The 17,459-nt window shown below is 60.2% G+C and carries 15 protein-coding genes; 9 read left to right on the forward strand and 6 right to left on the reverse strand.

Translation table 11 applies throughout. The features are described from left to right. The first annotated feature begins 137 nt into the window (after positions 1–137). From BK658_RS13170 to BK658_RS13180, 3 genes are all read left to right on the forward strand, one after another. On the forward strand, positions 138–1,838 hold the full coding sequence (locus BK658_RS13170) for a bifunctional metallophosphatase/5'-nucleotidase (RefSeq protein ID WP_123582658.1): 1,701 nt from the start codon (positions 138–140) through the stop codon (positions 1,836–1,838). A 240-nt stretch (positions 1,839–2,078) separates the two neighbouring features. After that, complete coding sequence (locus tag BK658_RS13175; protein WP_123582659.1) at positions 2,079–4,520, forward strand: TonB-dependent siderophore receptor; 2,442 nt, start codon at positions 2,079–2,081, stop codon at positions 4,518–4,520. Beyond that, positions 4,520–5,572 (forward strand): WD40 repeat domain-containing protein, encoded by a 1,053-nt coding sequence (locus BK658_RS13180; RefSeq protein ID WP_123582660.1) that lies wholly within the window; start codon positions 4,520–4,522, stop codon positions 5,570–5,572. Before BK658_RS13175 ends, BK658_RS13180 begins: the two co-directional genes overlap by 1 nt. Positions 5,573–5,593: 21 nt before the next feature. Here the strand turns inward: BK658_RS13180 and BK658_RS13185 are convergent, their stop codons facing one another. Then, positions 5,594–6,469 carry a helix-turn-helix domain-containing protein gene (locus BK658_RS13185; protein WP_123582661.1) on the reverse strand — a complete coding sequence of 292 codons (876 nt, stop codon included), beginning with the start codon at positions 6,467–6,469 and terminating at the stop codon, positions 5,594–5,596. A gap of 139 nt (positions 6,470–6,608) precedes the next feature. Here BK658_RS13185 and BK658_RS13190 point away from each other — a divergent pair, with 139 nt between their 5' ends. Beyond that, entirely contained in the window at positions 6,609–7,511 is a 903-nt protein-coding gene (locus BK658_RS13190) for a DMT family transporter (protein WP_123582662.1), read from the forward strand. Between the two features lie 48 nt (positions 7,512–7,559). Here the strand turns inward: BK658_RS13190 and BK658_RS13195 are convergent, their stop codons facing one another. After that, positions 7,560–8,069, reverse strand: a complete 510-nt coding sequence (locus BK658_RS13195) for a DUF2165 family protein (protein ID WP_123582663.1) — start codon at positions 8,067–8,069, stop codon at positions 7,560–7,562. A gap of 248 nt (positions 8,070–8,317) precedes the next feature. Here BK658_RS13195 and BK658_RS13200 point away from each other — a divergent pair, with 248 nt between their 5' ends. After that, positions 8,318–8,710 carry a hypothetical protein gene (locus BK658_RS13200; RefSeq protein ID WP_123582664.1) on the forward strand — a complete coding sequence of 131 codons (393 nt, stop codon included), beginning with the start codon at positions 8,318–8,320 and terminating at the stop codon, positions 8,708–8,710. A gap of 60 nt (positions 8,711–8,770) precedes the next feature. On the opposite strand, the gene BK658_RS13205 is transcribed toward BK658_RS13200, so the two are convergent. Together BK658_RS13205 and BK658_RS13210 are read right to left on the reverse strand one after the other, a co-directional pair. Beyond that, positions 8,771–9,745, reverse strand: a complete 975-nt coding sequence (locus tag BK658_RS13205) for a 2-hydroxyacid dehydrogenase (protein WP_123582683.1) — start codon at positions 9,743–9,745, stop codon at positions 8,771–8,773. 190 nt (positions 9,746–9,935) lie between these two features. After that, positions 9,936–10,904: a LysR family transcriptional regulator gene (locus BK658_RS13210; protein ID WP_123582665.1), complete on the reverse strand. Its 969-nt coding sequence runs from the start codon at positions 10,902–10,904 to the stop codon at positions 9,936–9,938. Positions 10,905–11,203: 299 nt separating this feature from the next. Between BK658_RS13210 and BK658_RS13215 the strand changes: the two genes are divergently transcribed. The 4 genes from BK658_RS13215 (at position 11,204) to BK658_RS13235 (ending at position 16,105) form a co-directional block, all read left to right on the forward strand. After that, the gene (locus tag BK658_RS13215) at positions 11,204–12,715 is read left to right on the forward strand and encodes an efflux transporter outer membrane subunit (RefSeq protein ID WP_123582666.1); all 1,512 of its coding nucleotides are present in this window, start codon (positions 11,204–11,206) and stop codon (positions 12,713–12,715) included. Between the two features lie 139 nt (positions 12,716–12,854). Further along, complete coding sequence (locus BK658_RS13225; protein WP_123582667.1) at positions 12,855–15,041, forward strand: FUSC family protein; 2,187 nt, start codon at positions 12,855–12,857, stop codon at positions 15,039–15,041. Then, positions 15,031–15,231, forward strand: a complete 201-nt coding sequence (locus tag BK658_RS13230; protein WP_019691945.1) for a DUF1656 domain-containing protein — start codon at positions 15,031–15,033, stop codon at positions 15,229–15,231. The genes BK658_RS13225 and BK658_RS13230 overlap by 11 nt, the downstream gene beginning before the upstream one ends. Positions 15,232–15,241: 10 nt before the next feature. Continuing rightward, positions 15,242–16,105 (forward strand): efflux RND transporter periplasmic adaptor subunit, encoded by an 864-nt coding sequence (locus BK658_RS13235; protein WP_123582668.1) that lies wholly within the window; start codon positions 15,242–15,244, stop codon positions 16,103–16,105. A 231-nt stretch (positions 16,106–16,336) separates the two neighbouring features. On the opposite strand, the gene BK658_RS13240 is transcribed toward BK658_RS13235, so the two are convergent. Continuing rightward, positions 16,337–16,711, reverse strand: coding sequence for a DUF6124 family protein (locus BK658_RS13240; protein WP_123582669.1), 375 nt, complete (start codon positions 16,709–16,711; stop codon positions 16,337–16,339). A 320-nt stretch (positions 16,712–17,031) separates the two neighbouring features. Beyond that, a complete protein-coding gene (locus BK658_RS13245) occupies positions 17,032–17,430 on the reverse strand; it encodes a DUF4440 domain-containing protein (protein WP_123582670.1) in 399 nt (132 codons plus the stop codon). Between the last annotated feature and the right edge of the window lie 29 nt (positions 17,431–17,459).

A 17,459-nucleotide genomic window follows, 5' to 3' on the forward strand; every position in this document is an offset into this window, starting at 1 on the left:
GAAAATCCTCCTGCTGCGTGCAGGGATGGGTACTACGCTAAAGCAAGTTGAAGTGCCGCAAGCGATACACGGCCAGCTGCAATTGGCCTGATCGTCACACTTCTACAGATTTCGATTAGCGAACAAGGATGACCCCCATGACACGTTATTCCCTGCCAAGGCTGCTCAGTGCAGTTGCCCTGGCTATTACCGCGCTGGGCGGTTGCACTCATGTTCAGCCGCCAGCGCCCCCGGTTGCCGTGAACATCGTGGCGATCAACGACCTGCACGGTTATTTGCAGGCCAACCCGTATTCGGTTCGCGACAGCGCGGCCGCTGACGGTGTGCGCATGCTCAAGGCCGGGGGCATTGCGACCCTCGGCGGGATGCTGACGCAACTGCGCAAGGACGATCCGCAGCTGTTGTTCATCGGTGCCGGTGACCTGGTGGGTGGCAGTCCACCGCTGTCGGCGATGTGGGCCGACGAACCGACGCTCGAAGCGCTGCGGTACATGGACATGAAACTCAGCGCCATCGGCAATCATGAGCTGGACAACGGCAAGGCGGAGTTCCTGCGCCTGCTCAATGGCGGCTGCGAATCGATTCGTCCGACCAAGGCCTGCCAGTTTCGCGCTCGCTATCCCGGCAGCGGTTTCCCGTACCTGGCGGCGAACCTGATCGACACCGATACCGGCAAAACCCTGTTGCCGCCGTACCGGATCGAGGAGGTCAAAGGCCAGAAGATCGCCTTTGTCGGCGCGGTACTGCGCGATGTTGCCTCTGTGGTCAGTGCCAAGGGCCTGCAGGGTTTGCGTACCGAGGACGAAGCCGACTCGATCAATCGGCTGATCCCGGAACTCAACCGCCAGGGCGTCAATGCGATTGTCGCAGTAGTGCACCAGGGCGGTTCAACCCCCGAACCTTACGACAAACAGGACTGCAGCCAACTGAGTGGCGCTATCGTCGATGTGGCCAAGCGGCTCGATCCGGCGGTCGATGTGTTGATCTCCGGGCATTCCCATCAAGGTTATCTGTGCAAGGTCGGTCCTCTGCTGGTGACTCAGGGCAGTTCGTATGGGCATCTGATGACCCGCCTGACACTCGATGTGACTCCCGGTCAGCATCGGGTCACGGGCGTTCACGCGACTAACCTGTTGGCCGATCCGGCGCAGTATCCAGCCGATCCACAGATGCTCGCCTTGCAGCGGGAAGTTGAAGCACGCAGCAATAACGTGCTGCTCAAACCTGTCGGCGCCATCGCGGCTTCACCGATCACTCGACGTGCCAATGTGGCGGGGGAGGCGCCGTTGGGTGACTTGATCGCCGACGCTCAACTGGCGGCTGGCGCAGCGCATGGCGCACAGATCGCCTTTATGAACAGGGGCGGCATTCGTGGCGACCTGGCCTTGGAGCCAGGTCTCAAACGCCTGAATTATGGGCAGGTGGCGACGGTGCAGCCGTTTAACAACACCCTGATCGCCTTCGACCTGAAGGGGCGGAAACTCGAACAATTGCTCAATCAGCAATGGAAGACTGAAGGCAATTTTGATGCGCTGCAGGTTTCCAGCGGCTTCAGTTATCGCTGGGATTCCACACGCCCGCTGGACAGTCGGGTGATCCCCGGCAGTATTCGTCTTAACGGTAAGCCGGTGCAGCCCGAGCGCAATTATCGCCTGGTGCTGAACAGCTTCCTGGCCGACGGTGGCGATCGCTTCAGTCTTTTCAAACAGGGAATCAACCGTAGCGATTTGGAAGTGACGGACCTGGATAGCCTGATCGACTACCTGCACCGCATGGATCAACAAGGCAAACCCGTTGGTTCTGCGAAGAGTGCAGGGCGCATCGTGAAGGTGAAATAGCGCTGTTACGGGTCATGATCGTTCCCACGCGCAGCAAAGGAATGCCTCAACGGACGCTCCGCGTTCGGCACTTGGGACGCAGAGCGTCCCGGGCTGCATTCCCACGCGAGCATGGGAGCGATCGGCAGCAGGCGAAAATAATTTCAAAAAAGGTATGAGGTAAACCCGAGTGACATCCGTGTAGTGGTGAAAGTGCGATTCATTCGCATCCGCAGCATTTCTACACACAGGTCACGAGCAATGAAGTCCAGGGCAAAATCGGCGGCAGGCGGTTCGGTTAAACAGTGGTTTGGCGCTTCTGCGCTGACCGTTTCGGTGTTGGCCTTGTTGCCGTTGAGCGTGGCGTGCGCCGCGCAGTCCAGCGAGCAACACAGCGCGCTGTTCAGCTTCAATATCGCCGCCAAACCTTTGCCCCAGGCCTTGAGCGACTTCAGCCGCGTCACCGGCATCAGCGTGGTTTACACCGATGAAGCGCCCTACGGTCTCAGCGCACCGGCCATCAAGGGTGAGATGAGCGCCGAGCAAGCCATGCAGCGCTTGTTGAGCAAGTCCGGTTTTACCTTTCGCCAGACCGACGCCCATACCCTGGCCCTTGAACCACAGCCCACTGAAGGCGCGCTGAATCTCGGCGCGACTACCATCACCTCGGCGGTTGAGCAACCGATGAGCTATCAGCCGCCGTCCACCACCTCAGTGGCACGTTCATCGGTCTCGCTCCAGGAAATCCCCCAGACCATCAACGTGGTCCCGGCCCAAGTGCTGCGTGACCAGGTGCCGCGCAATCTGGACGATGCGCTGGCCAATGTCAGCGGCATTACCCAGGGCAACACGCTGGGCAGCACTCAGGATTCGGTGATGACTCGCGGGTTCGGTGACAACCGCAACGGCTCGATCATGCGCGACGGCATGCCAATCGTGCAGGGCCGTGGCCTGAACGCCTCGGTGGATCGGGTTGAAGTCTTGAAGGGGCCGGCCTCGTTGCTCTACGGCATTCAGGACCCGGGCGGCGTGGTGAACACGGTCAGCAAAAAGCCCGAACTGACGCAATACAACGCCTTGACCGTGCGTGGCTCGAGCTATGGCAACGGCAAGAACGGCAGCGGTGGCAGCCTCGACAGCACCGGGCCACTGGGCGACTCCGGTTTGGCCTACCGAATGGTGCTGGACCACGAAGATGAAGACTACTGGCGCAATTTCGGCACGCATCGCGAGACGTTGGTCGCGCCGTCCCTGGCCTGGTTCGGCGAGAGCACCAAGCTGTTGTTCGCCTACGAGCACCGCGAGTTCCTCGCACCGTTCGACCGTGGCACGGCCATTGACCCGCGTACCAATCATCCGTTGGACATCCCGCGTGGCCGTCGTCTCGACGAGTCGTTCAACAATATGGAAGGCCGTTCGGACCTGTACCATTTCGAAGCCGACCACGAGCTCAATGACAACTGGAAAGCCCACTTCGGCTACAGCTGGAACCGCGAAACCTACGACGCCAGCCAGGTTCGTATCACCGCCATCGACCCGGAAAAAGGCACGCTGACCCGCAGCATGGATGGCACCAAGGGCGCCCTGACCACCGACCGCTTCACCACCGCCAGCCTCGAAGGCAAGGTCGATGTGGCCGGCATGCAACACGATCTGGTGTTCGGCGTGGATGACGAATACCGCAAGATCTACCGCGCCGACCTGATCCGGCAGAAGAGCCTGTTCCCGTCCTTCAGCTATCTGGACCCGGTCTACGGTCGTGAAGTGGCGGGCACCACGGTCAGCGCTGCGGACAGCAATCAGACCGATCTGCTGCGCAGCGATTCGGTCTTTCTACAGGACTCGATCCACCTGAACGACCAGTGGATTCTGGTGGCCGGAGGACGCTTCCAGGAGTATGACCAGTACGCCGGCAAGGGTCGTCCGTTCAAGGCCAACACCGACAGCAACGGCCAGAAGTGGGTGCCGCGCGCCGGCCTGGTGTATCGCTATACCGATGAGCTGTCGTTTTACGGCAGCTACACCGAATCCTTCAAACCGAACTCGACCATCGCGCCATTGAGTGGCAGTACGGTCGTGCTTGATGGCAGCTTCGCACCGGAAGAAGCCAAGTCGTGGGAGCTGGGCGCCAAGCTCGACATTCCGGGCCGCGTGACCGGCAATATTGCGCTGTTCGACATCAAGAAACGCAACGTGCTGGTGGCCAACTCCGAGAACCCGCTGGTCACCACCTATAGTGCGGCCGGAGAAGTGCGTTCCCGTGGCCTGGAAGTGGACCTGACCGGTCAGTTGAGCGAGCGCTGGAGCATGATCGGCAGCTACGCCTACACCGACGCCGAGGTCACCGAAGACCCTACCTACAAAGGCAAGCGACTGCAAAACGTGGCGAAAAATACCGGCTCACTGTCGGCGGTCTATGACTTCGGCAGCATCGTCGGTGGCGACCAGTTGCGGATGGGCGCGGGCGCCCGGTATGTCGGCGAGCGGGCCGGTAACGCGGTGAACGACTTCGACCTGCCGAGCTACACGGTGGCCGATGCCTTCGCCACCTACGACACCAAACTCGACGGGCAGAAGGTCAAGTTCCAGCTCAACGTGAAAAACCTCTTCGACCGCACCTACTACACCTCGGCCGTCAGCCGGTTCTTTGTGTCGATGGGCGATTCGCGCCAGATCTCGCTGTCCAGCACCCTGGAGTTCTGATGAAAGCCTTGAAGATTGCTGTTTTGGCGCTGGCATTCAACGGCGCGGCGTTTGCCACGCCGGAACCGGATGCCCGGGTTTACCATCGCGAGCAGCAGGTGAGCTTGCCCGGCTCGGGAGACAGCTGGGGTTTTGTCGCCCTCGACCCGACGCGGCCTTATCTGTTTCTGGCCCGCCGGGAAAACGGCCTGAGCGTGTTCGATGTCGAGCAGCAACGTCTGCTGAAAACCATCGACGACTCAGCGGGCGCCAACGGCGTGGTGTTCGTGCCGACATTGAACCGGGTGTTTGTGCTCAACACCGACGGCAGCCTGGGCGTGGTCGAGTTATCCACACTCAAACTGCTCAAGCGTATCCCGGTGGCCCAGAGCAACCTCAACAGCGCGGTGTATGAACCGCGCACGGGTCAGGTGATTATCGTCAGCGGCCGGCGTGCTGATCGTTCGACCTTGTTTGTGTTCGATCCGAAGCAGGAGCGCATCACCGTCGCGCATGAACTGGACGTAAAGAAAATCGATCCGTTGCTGGTCAAGGGCGACGGCAGTTTCTTCCTGCCAATGCGTGATGAGGGCAAGGTCGCTCGTTTCTCGGCGAGCAGTTTTGAAGTCCTCGACACCTGGCAATTCGACGGCTGCGCGCGACCCAGTGCCCTGGCGCAGGATGCCGAGCGCGGACGCTTGTTCATTGCGTGCCGAGGCGAAAAACCGCAACTGGTCGTCGCCGATCTTCAGAGCGGTGCGTTGAAGGCCCGTCTGCCGATCACCCGCGACGTCAACGCCCTGGTCTATGATGCGGACAATCGACGATTGCTGATCCCCAGCGGAGTTGATGCCAACCTGAGCCTCTTCCAGCAGCTCGACGCCGATCATTACCAGGCGCAGGCCAGCGTCAGCACGTTGCCGATGGCTTACAACATGGCCTTCGATCCGCTGAGCAAAAAGGTTTACCTGCCAGCGATGGACTTCACCCAGCCTGCGCCGAGCAAGGCACAACCCAAGCCGGATCCGCTGTTTCACGCCAACACCTTCTCGGTCACTACCTTGGCTCCGTAGGGGCATTGCGTGGAGGCAGTGTTACCGCAAAAACGCCTGGCGGTATTCGCCGGGCGTGCCGTTCATGGCCTGACGAAAGCGGTTGGTGAAATGGCTGGCGCTGGCAAAGCCGCAGGCGAGGGCAATCTCCCCAAGCGGCTGTGAGGTGCTGCGCAGCAAATGTCGGGCGTGAGTCAGGCGGCGGGCCAACAGGTACTGATGCGGCGGCAGGCCGAAGCTTTCGCGAAACATCCGTGCGAAGTGGTACTCCGACAAGGCGCACAAGCCGGCCAACTGACCGAGGCTGATCGGTTCGGCCAATTGCTGGTCGATGTACTCGATCAGCTGTCGACGCTGATGTGCCGCCAGCCCACCCTTGAGGCGCAAACCCTGGCGCAGGCCGACCTGGCTGAGCAACGTGTGGCTGAGCATTTCATGCGCGAGGCTGCTGGTCAGCAGGCGTTCGCCGGGCTCGTCCCAGTTCAATTCAATCAACTGACGGAAACGTCGGGCTTGCACCGGGTCTTCGAGAAAGGTGCTTTCCTGCAATTGCAGTTCACGCGGTTCACGGTCGAGCAGGGTGATGCAGCCGAGGGCAAATTGCTCGGGGCTGAAGTACAGGTGAGCCAGACGGATTTCACCGTTGATCACCCAGGCCGACTGGTGCTCGGCGGGCAGGATGCAGAGTTTGTCCGGGCCGCCTTTGGTGCCGGGCTGTTCGCGGCGAAAGGTCCCGGTGCCACCGGCGATGTAGCAGGAGAGGGTGTGATGACCGGGCGCTTCATAGTCCTGGGCGTCGTGATGGTTGCTCCACAAGGCTGCAGCCATGCCGTCACCGAGCTCGGCGCTGTGCTCAAGGCGAGCATTCGGCGAGCGGTTGAGGGCTTGAAAGACTTGCAGGGTTTCCAGTGCGGGCATGATCGGCTCTCTCCAACGCCTTGCATCCTACTCCGTCACCTCGACGCTGCCAGCCCGTCGCCTGACAAAAGCGCAAGTTTATGCAAGCGCACGGCCTGCCTCGGGAACAGACTGAAGGCCATCTTCAGGAGTTGCCGATATGAATCTCTCGCTATACCTGCTAACGGTGCTGATCTGGGGCACCACCTGGATCGCCTTGAAATTGCAACTGGGGGTGGTGGCGATTCCGGTGTCGATCGTTTATCGCTTCGGCCTGGCATCGCTGGTGCTGTTCGTGATGTTACTGCTCAGCCGACGCCTGCAAGTGATGAACCGGCGCGGTCATCTGATCTGCCTGGCCCAGGGGTTGTGCTTGTTCTGCATCAATTTCATGTGCTTCCTCACCGCCAGCCAGTGGATTCCCAGCGGTCTGGTCGCCGTGGTGTTCTCCACCGCCACGCTGTGGAATGCGCTGAATGCACGGGTGTTCTTCGGTCAGAAAGTGGCCCGCAATGTGCTGATGGGCGGCGCGCTGGGGTTGATCGGGCTGGGCTTGTTGTTCTGGCCGGAACTGGTCGGCCATACCGCCAGCCCGCAAACCTTGCTTGGCCTGGGTCTGGCGCTGCTGGGCACACTGTGTTTCTCGGCCGGCAACATGCTCTCGAGCCTGCAACAGAAAGCCGGCCTCAAGCCGCTGACCACCAATGCCTGGGGCATGGCCTATGGCGCCGCGATGCTGTCGATGTACTGCCTGGTCAAAGGTATTCCCTTCGACATTGAATGGAATACTCGTTACATCGGCTCGTTGTTGTATCTGGTGATTCCGGGCTCGGTGATTGGTTTCACTGCGTACCTGACCCTGGTCGGGCGCATGGGCCCTGAACGTGCGGCGTATTGCACGGTGCTGTTCCCGGTAGTGGCTTTGAACGTGTCGGCCTTTGCCGAAGGCTATCAATGGACTACACCGGCTTTGGCCGGGTTGGTGCTGGTCATGTTGGGTAACGTGTTGGTGTTTCGCAAACCCAAGGCGCGGGTGGCCGTAGGAAGTGGCAAGTTGGCGTGATCGATCAAGTTGCACTTTGCTTGATCAGGTTCATACAGGCGGCGGTTGTTAATTATCGGTTTTCAGTGACAGATAAATAAGCGCCGTCATCATGTAGCCGATAATGCTTCGGGTCCATGCCATGGCATTCCATTCTGCGGAAGTGTCCATGTCGAACCATTCATTGGCGATCACTTGTATGCAGAAGTAATACACGAAGATGCCGATCATCAAACCGACAATTCCGTATTTTTTTGCCTCGTGGAATTCCTTGCGTGGCGCATTGAGTTTTGTGTAAAGCTGATAGGCCCCCAATAAACAACAGGCGGTGTAGGTTGTCTCCAGGGTGATGATCATCCAGTAGATTCTATGGTGCAGCATGGGGGAAGTGATGGCGCGATAGCGCAGGGCTTCGTTGGGGCGGGTCGTGTCCATGCTGAGGATATGCCCAACAAATTCGTAGTTGGAGGCGTAGTCAGTCACATTGCTGAATACAATAAGCAGACCAAATCCTCCCGCCATTAAAACCAGGGCCAACTTACTGCGCCTGATCAGGCAGGCCGTCGTGAAATTTATCATGTCGCGTACTCTCCACATCCGGGGCCTGCACTGTGCAGGCTGTCCGGGCAGGAGTTTATAACGCAAAAAAAATGACAGGCAGGGGACTGAATTGCAAGTTGTGTCCTGTCGTAGTTTGAGGGCTCGGGTGGCCACTGTTATTTCAGGTTTGTCTACTGTCAGATGTGACAGTAGACACCTGGGTGTGTTCTGTTTAGCGTGGTCTGGATTCTGGAGGGTGTCTCGATAATACCTGGGGTGGAGTTACCATGAATAAAGCTCAAACTGCAATCATCGCGAATATTCGTAAATCTTTAAATAATCAGGATCATTCGAGCGAGGCTTTGCCGCCGGCGCCAGTTATCAAGTTGCTGGATGCTAATGGCAAATTGAGTCATGCGCGTGTTTCGAAGGATGGCCTTTGGGTGGAGCTTGGTTATGACGAATTCAAGCCCGGCGACACAGTCCTTTTTTATCTGGGGAGTGCTACCCCCGGAATTGTCGATTATGAAGACCAATTTACGCTGAACGAAGAGAAGAACGTCGAGGCGCTGGTGCCTGAAGACACGATCAAACGATTGATTGGCGAAACGGCATTTGCACTGTACTTCGTGAATGAAACGACACCGTCTAATTTCAAGTACTTTGATGTCATCGAATGACGTGATGCGTTGTCGTAACGGGGGACAGGACGCGTTCAGCTAGAACGCGCCCTGTTTCTATCAACCCTTCCACACCTGCGGATTCACCAGATCCTGCGGCCGCTCGCCCAGCAACGCGCTGCGCAGGTTGGCCAAGGCGCGGTGGGCCATGGCTTCGCGGGTTTCATGGGTGGCCGAACCGATGTGCGGCAAGGTCACGGCGTTCTTCAGCTGGAACAGCGGCGACTCGACCAGCGGTTCCTTCTCGTAGACATCCAGTCCCGCCCCGCGAATCCGGTTGTTTTGCAAGGCCTCGATCAGCGCCGGTTCATCGACCACCGGGCCACGGGAAATATTCACCAGAATCGCGCTCGGCTTCATCAGCGCCAGTTCGCGGTGGCTGATCAGGTGCCGGGTCTTGTCGCTGAGCGGCACCACCAGGCAGACGAAATCGGCTTCGGCCAGCAACTGATCAAGGCTGCGAAACTGCGCGCCGAGTTCCTGTTCGAGGTTGGCTTTGCGGCTGTTGCCGCTGTACAGAATCGGCATGTTGAAGCCCAGACGACCGCGTCGGGCGATGGCTGCTCCAATGTTGCCCATGCCGACGATGCCCAGGGTCTTGCCATGCACGTCGCAACCAAACAGCGGCGCGCCGACCGTGGCCTGCCATTGCCCGGCCTTGGTCCAGGCGTCCAGCTCGGCGACGCGTCGGGCACTACTCATCAGCAAGGCAAAGGCCAGGTCGGCGGTGCTTTCGGTCAGCACGTCCGGGGTGTTGGTGAGCATGATCCCGCGTTCGTTGAAGTAGGCCAGGTCGTAGTTGTCGTAGCCGACCGAGACACTGGACACCACTTCGAGTTTGCTGGCGTTCTCCAATTGGGCCCGACCGAGCTTGCGACCAACGCCGATCAAGCCGTGAGCGTGGGGCAGGGCTTCGTTGAACTGTGCATTGATGTCACCCAGCTTGGGGTTGGGCACGATCACATCGAAGTCGTGTCGCAAGAACTCGACCATTTCGGGCGAGACACGGCTGAAGGCAAGTACGGTCTTTTTCATCGCAGGAAGGCTCGTCAGGCGGAGGAGAATGCCAAGCACGCTAACATTCCTGACAACGTTTACGCGAGACCTGTGATCGTTCCCACGCTCCCGCGTGGGAATGCCTCTAGGGACGCTCCGCGTCCAGTGACGCGGAGCGTCACGGGCTGCATTCCCACGCAGAGCGTGGGAACGATCAAGTCAGGTGTTGTCAATTGGCCAACCGTGCCCCACCCAGGCTCCCGCTCAACTCATACGCCGCCAATTCCGCCTGATGCGCCGCGAGAATCTCCGGCAGCGAGCCGCGCAGGTACTCGACCCAGGTCTTGATCTTCGCATCCAGGTACTGGCGCGACGGGTAGATGGCGTACAGGTTCAGCTCTTGCGAGCGGTAGTTGGGCATGACTCGCACCAGGCTACCGTTGCGCAGGCCTTCGATGGCCGCGTAGACGGGCAGCACACCGACGCCCATGCCGCTGATGATCGCGGTTTTCATCGCGTCGGCGGAGTTCACCAGAAACGGCGAGCTGTTGATGGTGACCATTTCCTGGCCTTCCGGGCCATCGAACAGCCATTTCTCCAGCGGAATCACCGGGCTGACCAGACGCAGGCAGGCATGGTTCAGCAGGTCGCTGGGCTTCTGCGCGCAGCCGTTGGCCTTCACGTAGGCCGGCGATGCACAAACGATGCTGTAGGTGATGCCCAGCCGTTGCGAAACGAAACCCGAGTCCGGCAGTTCGCTGGCCAGCACGATCGATACGTCGTAACCCTCGTCCAGCAAATCCGGTACGCGGTTGGCCATGGTCAGGTCGAAGGTCACGTCCGGATGGGACTTGCGATAGCGAGCGATGGCATCGATCACGAAGTGCTGACCGATTCCGGTCATGGTGTGCACCTTGAGTTGCCCGGCCGGGCGCGCATGGGCATCGCTGGCCTCGGCTTCGGCTTCCTCGACATAGGCGAGGATCTGCTCGCAGCGCAGCAAATAACGTTTACCGGCCTCGGTCAGGGCGATGCGACGGGTGGTGCGGTTGAGCAAACGGGTTTGCAGGTGGGCTTCCAGGTTGGAGACCGCGCGCGAGACGTTGGCCGTCGTGGTATCCAGCTGCACGGCAGCGGCAGTGAAGCTGCCGGCTTCGGCGACACAGCTGAAGGCGCGCATGTTTTGCAAAGTGTCCATGGGGTGCTCTCGGGTGCGATGACAAATTGTGACACGAAGTTACGGAATGCTGTGACCCCGACCAAGGGATTATCTCGTGAACGGTAACAAAGATTCACAGGATTCCCGGCTTATCGCCATTGGGGCCGCCCCCTAGAATTGCGCCGTTACCAATGTGTGGGAGCGAGCCCGCTCGCGATGGCATCGGTGTGGTGTACCTGATGCACCGAGTTGTTTGCATCGCGAGCAGGCTCGCTCCCACAGATAAGTCAGTGTCTACAAGACCTCGTGCCTCCCCCTATTTCCAGGAATTTGCAGCAGTGCCGCGTCGCATCAGCAGAGAGCTGAAGACTCTCAGTGTTTGGGCTTTATCGTTAGCAATCAGCGGCTGCATCGGAACCGGAGGTATTGCCCCACAGGGCAACGCATTCGACGCCAATACATTGGCCACCGACGAGGCCATTCAAAGCGCCGCCAAAGACGCTCACTGGCCCACTGCGCAGTGGTGGCAGGTCTATGGCGACCCGCAACTCAATCACTGGGTCGACCTCGCCGTGCAAGGCAGCCCGAGCATGGCCATGGCCGCTGCCCGTGTGCGTCAGGCCAAGTCCATGGCCGGTGTTGCCGAGTCGGCCGAGTCGTTGCAGGTCAATGGCCAGTCCACGCTCAAGCACCATAACTGGCCGACCGACCAGTTCTACGGTCCGGGTGAGCTGGCCAACACCACCACCTGGGACAACAACGCCGCGCTCGGTTTCAGCTACGCCCTCGACCTTTGGGGCCGCGAAAGCAATGCTACCGAACGCGCCGTCGACATGGCCCACATTAGCGCCGCCGAAGCGCGCATGGCTCAGCTTGAATTGCAGAACAATGTGGTGCGCGCCTACATCCAGTTGTCGCTGCATTACGCGCAACGGGACATCGTGACCGCGACCCTCAAGCAGCAACAGCAGATTCTCGACCTCGCGCAAAAGCGTCTGGACGGCGGCATCGGCACTCATTTCGAAGTCAGCCAGGCACAAACCCCGCTGCCCGAAACTCATCGGCAACTGGACGCACTGGACGAAGAAATTGCCCTAAGCCGCAATCAACTCGCCGCGCTGGCAGGAAAAGGCCCGGGGGAGGGTGCACGCTTGCAGCGTCCGACGCTGTCTCTGGGCGCTGCACTGAAACTGCCTTCGGCGTTGCCGGCGCAATTACTCGGCCAACGCCCGGACGTGGTCGCCAGTCGCTGGCAAGTCGCGGCCCAGGCGCGCGGGATCGACGTGGCGCACGCCGGTTTCTACCCCAACGTCGATCTGGTCGGCAGCCTCGGTTACATGGCGACCGGCGGCGGGGCGCTGGAGTTCCTGACCGGCAAGAAGCTCAACTACAACGTCGGGCCGGCGATCTCCCTGCCGATCTTCGACGGTGGGCGTTTGCGCTCGGAACTGGGCGAAGCCTCGGCCGGCTATGACATTGCCGTGGCCAAGTACAACCAGACCCTGGTCAATGCGCTCAAGAGCATCTCCGACCAGTTGATCCGCCGCGAGTCCATGGACAAGCAGCAAGCCTTTGCTGCCGAGTCGGTGGCCGCAGCGCAGAAAACCTACGACATCGCGATGATCGCCTACCAGCGCGGGCTCACCGATTACCTCAACGTGCTGAATGCCCAGAGCCTGCTGTTCAAGCAGCAGCAAGTGCAACAACAGGTTCAGGCCGCGCGTTTGAGTGCCCATGCCGAACTGGTCACCGCCCTTGGCGGCGGGCTCGGTGCGGGTAACGATGTGCCGCCCGACAGCAAAGTCCAGGCACCGAAAACCCCGGCTCTTCTCATGAGCATCGTGAATTGAACGCAAACCCTGTGGGAGCGAGCCTGCTCGCGAAGAGGGAGTATCAGTCAGCATCCATGTCGCCTGACACACTGCCTTCGCGAGCAGGCTCGCTCCCACAGGTCCTGAGTCTGGACTTAATTTCACTGAGCAGGATTTCATGACTCCCTTGCCCGCACCTTTGCGCTGGCTGTATTCCCTTGAATGGCGCCGGGGTTTTTTCGATTGGGCACGCAGTGACGGCGTGACCTGGGTCTACATCTTCAAGGTGCTGATCGCCGCGTTCCTGACCCTCTGGCTGGCCATGCGCCTGGAACTGCCGCAACCGCGCACGGCGATGATCACCGTGTTCATCGTCATGCAACCGCAGAGCGGTCAGGTGTTCGCCAAGAGCTTTTATCGCTTCCTCGGCACGTTGGCCGGCTCGGCGGTGATGGTCGCGCTGATAGCCTTGTTCGCGCAGAACACCGAACTGTTCCTCGGTGCTTTGGCGATCTGGGTCGGCATCTGCACGGCCGGCGCGGCGCGTTATCGCAACTTCCGCGCCTATGGTTTTGTGCTCGCCGGCTACACCGCAGCGATGGTCGGCTTGCCGGCGCTGGCGCACCCGGACGGCGCGTTCATGGCGGCGGTCTGGCGGGTGCTGGAAATCTCCCTGGGGATTCTCTGCTCGACCCTGGTCAGCGCCGCGATTCTCCCGCAAACCGCCAGTGCCGCAATGCGCAACGCCTTGTATCAGCGCTTCGGAGTGTTTGCGCTGTTTGTGACCGATGGCTTGCGCGGGCGCAGCCAACGCGAGGCTTTCGAAGCCGGCAACGTGCGGTTTATCGCCGAAGCCGTGGGCCTGGAAGGCTTGCGCAGCGTCACCGTGTTCGAAGACCCGCACATGCGTCGGCGCAATGGTCGGCTCAGTCGGCTGAACAGCGAATTCATGGGCATCACCACCCGGTTCAACGCCTTGCACCAATTGCTCGAACGCTTGCGCAGCAGTGGCACCGAACAGGTAGTGGCGGCGATCAAACCTGGATTGCAGGACCTGGCCGAAGTGCTCGATGGCTTCTCGGGTCGCGCGCTGACGCATGCCGACGCAGCGCGTCTGGCAGCGCAATTGGCCGCCTATAAAGAAGGGCTGCCGGCGCGGGTGCGCAGCTTGCGGGCGAGTTTTCAGAAGAGCGAACCGAGCGACGCCGAGCAGCTGGATTTCCACACCGCATACGAGTTGCTCTACCGCTTCGTCGACGACGTGCACAGTTATGCACAGACCCACGCGTCGCTGGCCGAGCACCGCCACGAACGCGAGCAATGGGATGAGCCCTACACCCCGAAAACCAACTGGCTGGCGTCGACCGCGGCGGGCATTCGGGCCTCGTTCATTCTGATTGTGCTGGGCAGTTACTGGGTCGCCACTGCGTGGCCGAGCGGCGCGACCATGACCTTGATCGCTGCCGCCACGGTCGGTCTCTCGGCGGCCACGCCAAACCCCAAACGCATGGCGTTCCAGATGGCCTGCGGGACGTTGCTCGGTGCGCTGATCGGCTTCGTCGAGATGTTTTTCATCTTCCCGCGGATCGACGGTTTCCCACTGTTGTGCGTGATGCTGGCGCCGGTGATCGTGCTCGGTTCATTCCTCACCTCACGGCCGCAGTACGCCGGTGTCGGCCTGGGTTTGCTGATCTTTTTCAGCACCGGTTCGGTGCCGGATAACCTGACGGTCTACAACCCCTACACCTTCATCAACGACTACACCGCCATGGTCATGGGCATGCTGGTGTGCGCGGCGGCGGGGGCAATCATTCTGCCGCCCAACAGTCGCTGGTTGTGGCGGCGTCTGGAGCAGGACTTGCGCGGGCAAGTGGTGTTCGCCATCAGCGGCAAACTCAAGGGACTGGCGTCGAGTTTTGAAAGCAGCACCCGTGATCTGGTGCATCAGGCGTATGGTCTGGCCGCCGGGCAGCCTCAGGTGCAACGCGATCTGCTGCGCTGGATGTTCGTGGTGCTGGAAGTCGGCCACGCGATCATCGAGTTGCGCAAGGAACAGGCGATGCTCCCGGTGCACCCGGCCTATGCCGAATCTCAACCATGGCGACAGGCGATCCGGGTGATGGGACGTTCATTGGTGCGGCTGTTTCTGCAACCGAGTCAAAGCAATCTGGAGCGCAGTCTGGTGGCGGTCGACCACGCCATCAGCCGCGTCCAGGCCACTGACGAACCCTTCGCCCCGCACTTCGACACCTCGGCCCTGCGTCGGGTGAAGAGTTACCTGCATTTCATCCGTACCTCGTTGCTCGACCCGCAATCACCGCTGGCAGCGCTCGCTGCCCCGCAAGGACCTGACCATGCCTCGTGAAATCGCTTTCCACGGCGTGTACATGCCGACCATGACCCTGATGTTTTTCATCGCTGCGGCAGTGGCCTGGGCGCTCGACCGGTTTCTGTCCGGGTTTGATCTGTACCGCTTCTTCTGGCATCCGGCGCTGCTGCGCCTGAGCCTCTTCACCTGTTTGTTCGGCGCCCTTGCGCTGACTGTTTATCCTTGAGACCGAATCGATGAAAAAGCTCTTCAGTCTGCTCGCGACCTTGTTGGTACTGGCCCTCGCGCTGTGGATCGGCCGGACCCTCTGGGTGCATTACATGGACACGCCGTGGACCCGTGATGGCCGGGTGCGCGCCGACATCATCAATGTCGCCGCCGACGTCACCGGCGAAGTGGTCGACGTGCCGGTGCATGACAACCAGTTGGTGAAAAAGGGTGACCTGCTGATGCAGATCGACCCCGAGCACTACCAGATCGCGGTGAAACAGGCGCAATCGCTGGTGGCTTCGCGCAAGGCCACGTGGGAGATGCGCAAGGTCAACGCGCACCGCCGCGCCGACCTCGACAACCTGGTGATCTCCAAGGAAAACCGCGACGACGCCAGCAACATCGCCGACTCGGCGCTGGCTGATTACCAACAGGCGCTGGCTCAGCTGGAAGCCGCCGAACTGAACCTCAAACGCACCAAGGTACTGGCGGCGGTGGATGGTTATGTCACCAACCTCAACGTCCATCGCGGCGACTATGCGCGCATCGGCGAAGCGAAAATGGCCGTGGTCGACATGCACTCGTTCTGGGTCTACGGGTTCTTCGAAGAAACCAAACTGCCGTATGTGAAGATCGGCGATCAGGCCGACATGCAATTGATGAGCGGCGAAGTGCTCAAGGGGCATGTCGAAAGTATTTCGCGCGGTATCTACGACCGCGATAACCCGGAAAGCCGCGAATTGATTGCCGACGTGAATCCGACCTTCAACTGGGTGCGTTTGGCGCAACGGGTTCCGGTGCGGATTCACATTGATGAAGTGCCGGACGGGGTGCTGCTGGCGGCGGGGATTACTTGTACGGTGGTGGTCAATCAGGATCGCGAGGAATAACCCTGTGGCAGGGGCGAGCCCTAATGCCAGTCAGTTAACAGAAATCTATCGCCGGGTGACCAATTGTGGCGAGGGGGCTTGTCGGAACGCCGCACCGCCCCGTTCGGCTGCGAAGCAGTCGTAAAACCGACAGATGCGTTCTCTCTGACGCAATACGATCATCGATTTTAGGGCCGCTTCGCGACCCAACGGGGGCAAGCCCCCTCGCCACAATGACTGACGCCGGATTGGCTACTGCGGTGAATCCGGTGGATCAAGGTGATCCAACGCTCGATTCACCGCCAATTCGGCCAGTGAAATCATCTGCTGAATCGCCAGCGCGGTATTGCGCTTCGGACCTTCAAGCTCAAACGCCAGATCGCTGGCCATGACATTCACCGAGGCCAGGGTCTCGCAGGCGTGGGCCAACAAGGTTTCAGAGTCGACATCGGGGGCAATGACGAAAATGCAGCCAGGACGTCGGTCGGCCAACAATTGCTTGGTCTCAGGCAGCACCAGGTAATGGTCGAGCGCACGGTGCGCGGCGGCGTGGAGTTCTTTTGAGTCGAGGGAGGCGTAGGGGGAGGTGCTTTCGGTTTCAGTGGGATTGGGGGTAGCTTTAGACATGGTGATGCTCCAATAGGTTAAGTCACTCCTATGAGATATCCGGGCTACCACACCCGATCGCTGAATGGGCAGCGACCCGAAAAGGTTATCCGTCCCCCATCACCCAGCGCAACCGTCAAAACGTGTCGGAACCGTCCTCAGACGCGCGGGCCATTGTCCTTCAAAAACCTACATGACATAAACACCCTTGTTGATCGTTCCCACGCTCTGCGTGGGAATGCATCCCGTGACGCTCTGCGTCACCGCTTGGGACGCAGAGCGTCCCGGGCATCGCGCTACCACGCAGACGGTTCGACGCCTCGACGTGGGAGCGATCATGGTCAACCCTGGCAATACGTCTCATGCAAATGCCGCCACAGCAATGCACCTGTCGGCAGCTTTTCAATCACCGCCGTCGCTCGCCGATCATTCAGCACGCCGCTCGTATCGGACTGCACTTCGCGGTAGCTGACGGTGGCGCCGCCTGCGTGTTGGTCAATCCCGCGCCATTCGCTCAGGCTGATTTTCAAGCCCGGGCGGGCGCCGCCGAGTTTATCGAACAGTTCGCTCAAACCCGGATAATCCAGCGCATTGCCGCCGGGCACGATCATCGAAAACTGCGGCGAGAAACGCGCCAGCAACTGCGTCAGTACGCCTTTGTCGCCGGTGCCGGAAAACCATTGCTCGATGTCGACAAGGGTCTGGGTCACTTCGTTGAAGTATTCGCGATAGTCCGTCATGCGGTTTTTCTCCTTGGGTGAGTGAGGGG

Source organism: Pseudomonas brassicacearum, from assembly GCF_003732175.1.
Taxonomy (GTDB): Bacteria; Pseudomonadota; Gammaproteobacteria; order Pseudomonadales; family Pseudomonadaceae; genus Aquipseudomonas; species Aquipseudomonas brassicacearum_G.

Bases quoted from the DNA above. Each gene is read 5' to 3' on its own strand.
- BK658_RS13170 (WP_123582658.1), top strand. From the start codon at position 138: ATGACACGTTATTCCCTGCCAAGGCTGCTCAGTGCAGTTGCCCTGGCT.
- BK658_RS13175 (WP_123582659.1), top strand. From the start codon at position 2,079: ATGAAGTCCAGGGCAAAATCGGCGGCAGGCGGTTCGGTTAAACAGTGG.
- BK658_RS13180 (WP_123582660.1), top strand. From the start codon at position 4,520: ATGAAAGCCTTGAAGATTGCTGTTTTGGCGCTGGCATTCAACGGCGCG.
- BK658_RS13185 (WP_123582661.1), bottom strand. From the start codon at position 6,469: ATGCCCGCACTGGAAACCCTGCAAGTCTTTCAAGCCCTCAACCGCTCG.
- BK658_RS13190 (WP_123582662.1), top strand. From the start codon at position 6,609: ATGAATCTCTCGCTATACCTGCTAACGGTGCTGATCTGGGGCACCACC.
- BK658_RS13195 (WP_123582663.1), bottom strand. From the start codon at position 8,069: ATGATAAATTTCACGACGGCCTGCCTGATCAGGCGCAGTAAGTTGGCC.
- BK658_RS13200 (WP_123582664.1), top strand. From the start codon at position 8,318: ATGAATAAAGCTCAAACTGCAATCATCGCGAATATTCGTAAATCTTTA.
- BK658_RS13205 (WP_123582683.1), bottom strand. From the start codon at position 9,745: ATGAAAAAGACCGTACTTGCCTTCAGCCGTGTCTCGCCCGAAATGGTC.
- BK658_RS13210 (WP_123582665.1), bottom strand. From the start codon at position 10,904: ATGGACACTTTGCAAAACATGCGCGCCTTCAGCTGTGTCGCCGAAGCC.
- BK658_RS13225 (WP_123582667.1), top strand. From the start codon at position 12,855: ATGACTCCCTTGCCCGCACCTTTGCGCTGGCTGTATTCCCTTGAATGG.
- BK658_RS13230 (WP_019691945.1), top strand. From the start codon at position 15,031: ATGCCTCGTGAAATCGCTTTCCACGGCGTGTACATGCCGACCATGACC.
- BK658_RS13235 (WP_123582668.1), top strand. From the start codon at position 15,242: ATGAAAAAGCTCTTCAGTCTGCTCGCGACCTTGTTGGTACTGGCCCTC.
- BK658_RS13240 (WP_123582669.1), bottom strand. From the start codon at position 16,711: ATGTCTAAAGCTACCCCCAATCCCACTGAAACCGAAAGCACCTCCCCC.
- BK658_RS13245 (WP_123582670.1), bottom strand. From the start codon at position 17,430: ATGACGGACTATCGCGAATACTTCAACGAAGTGACCCAGACCCTTGTC.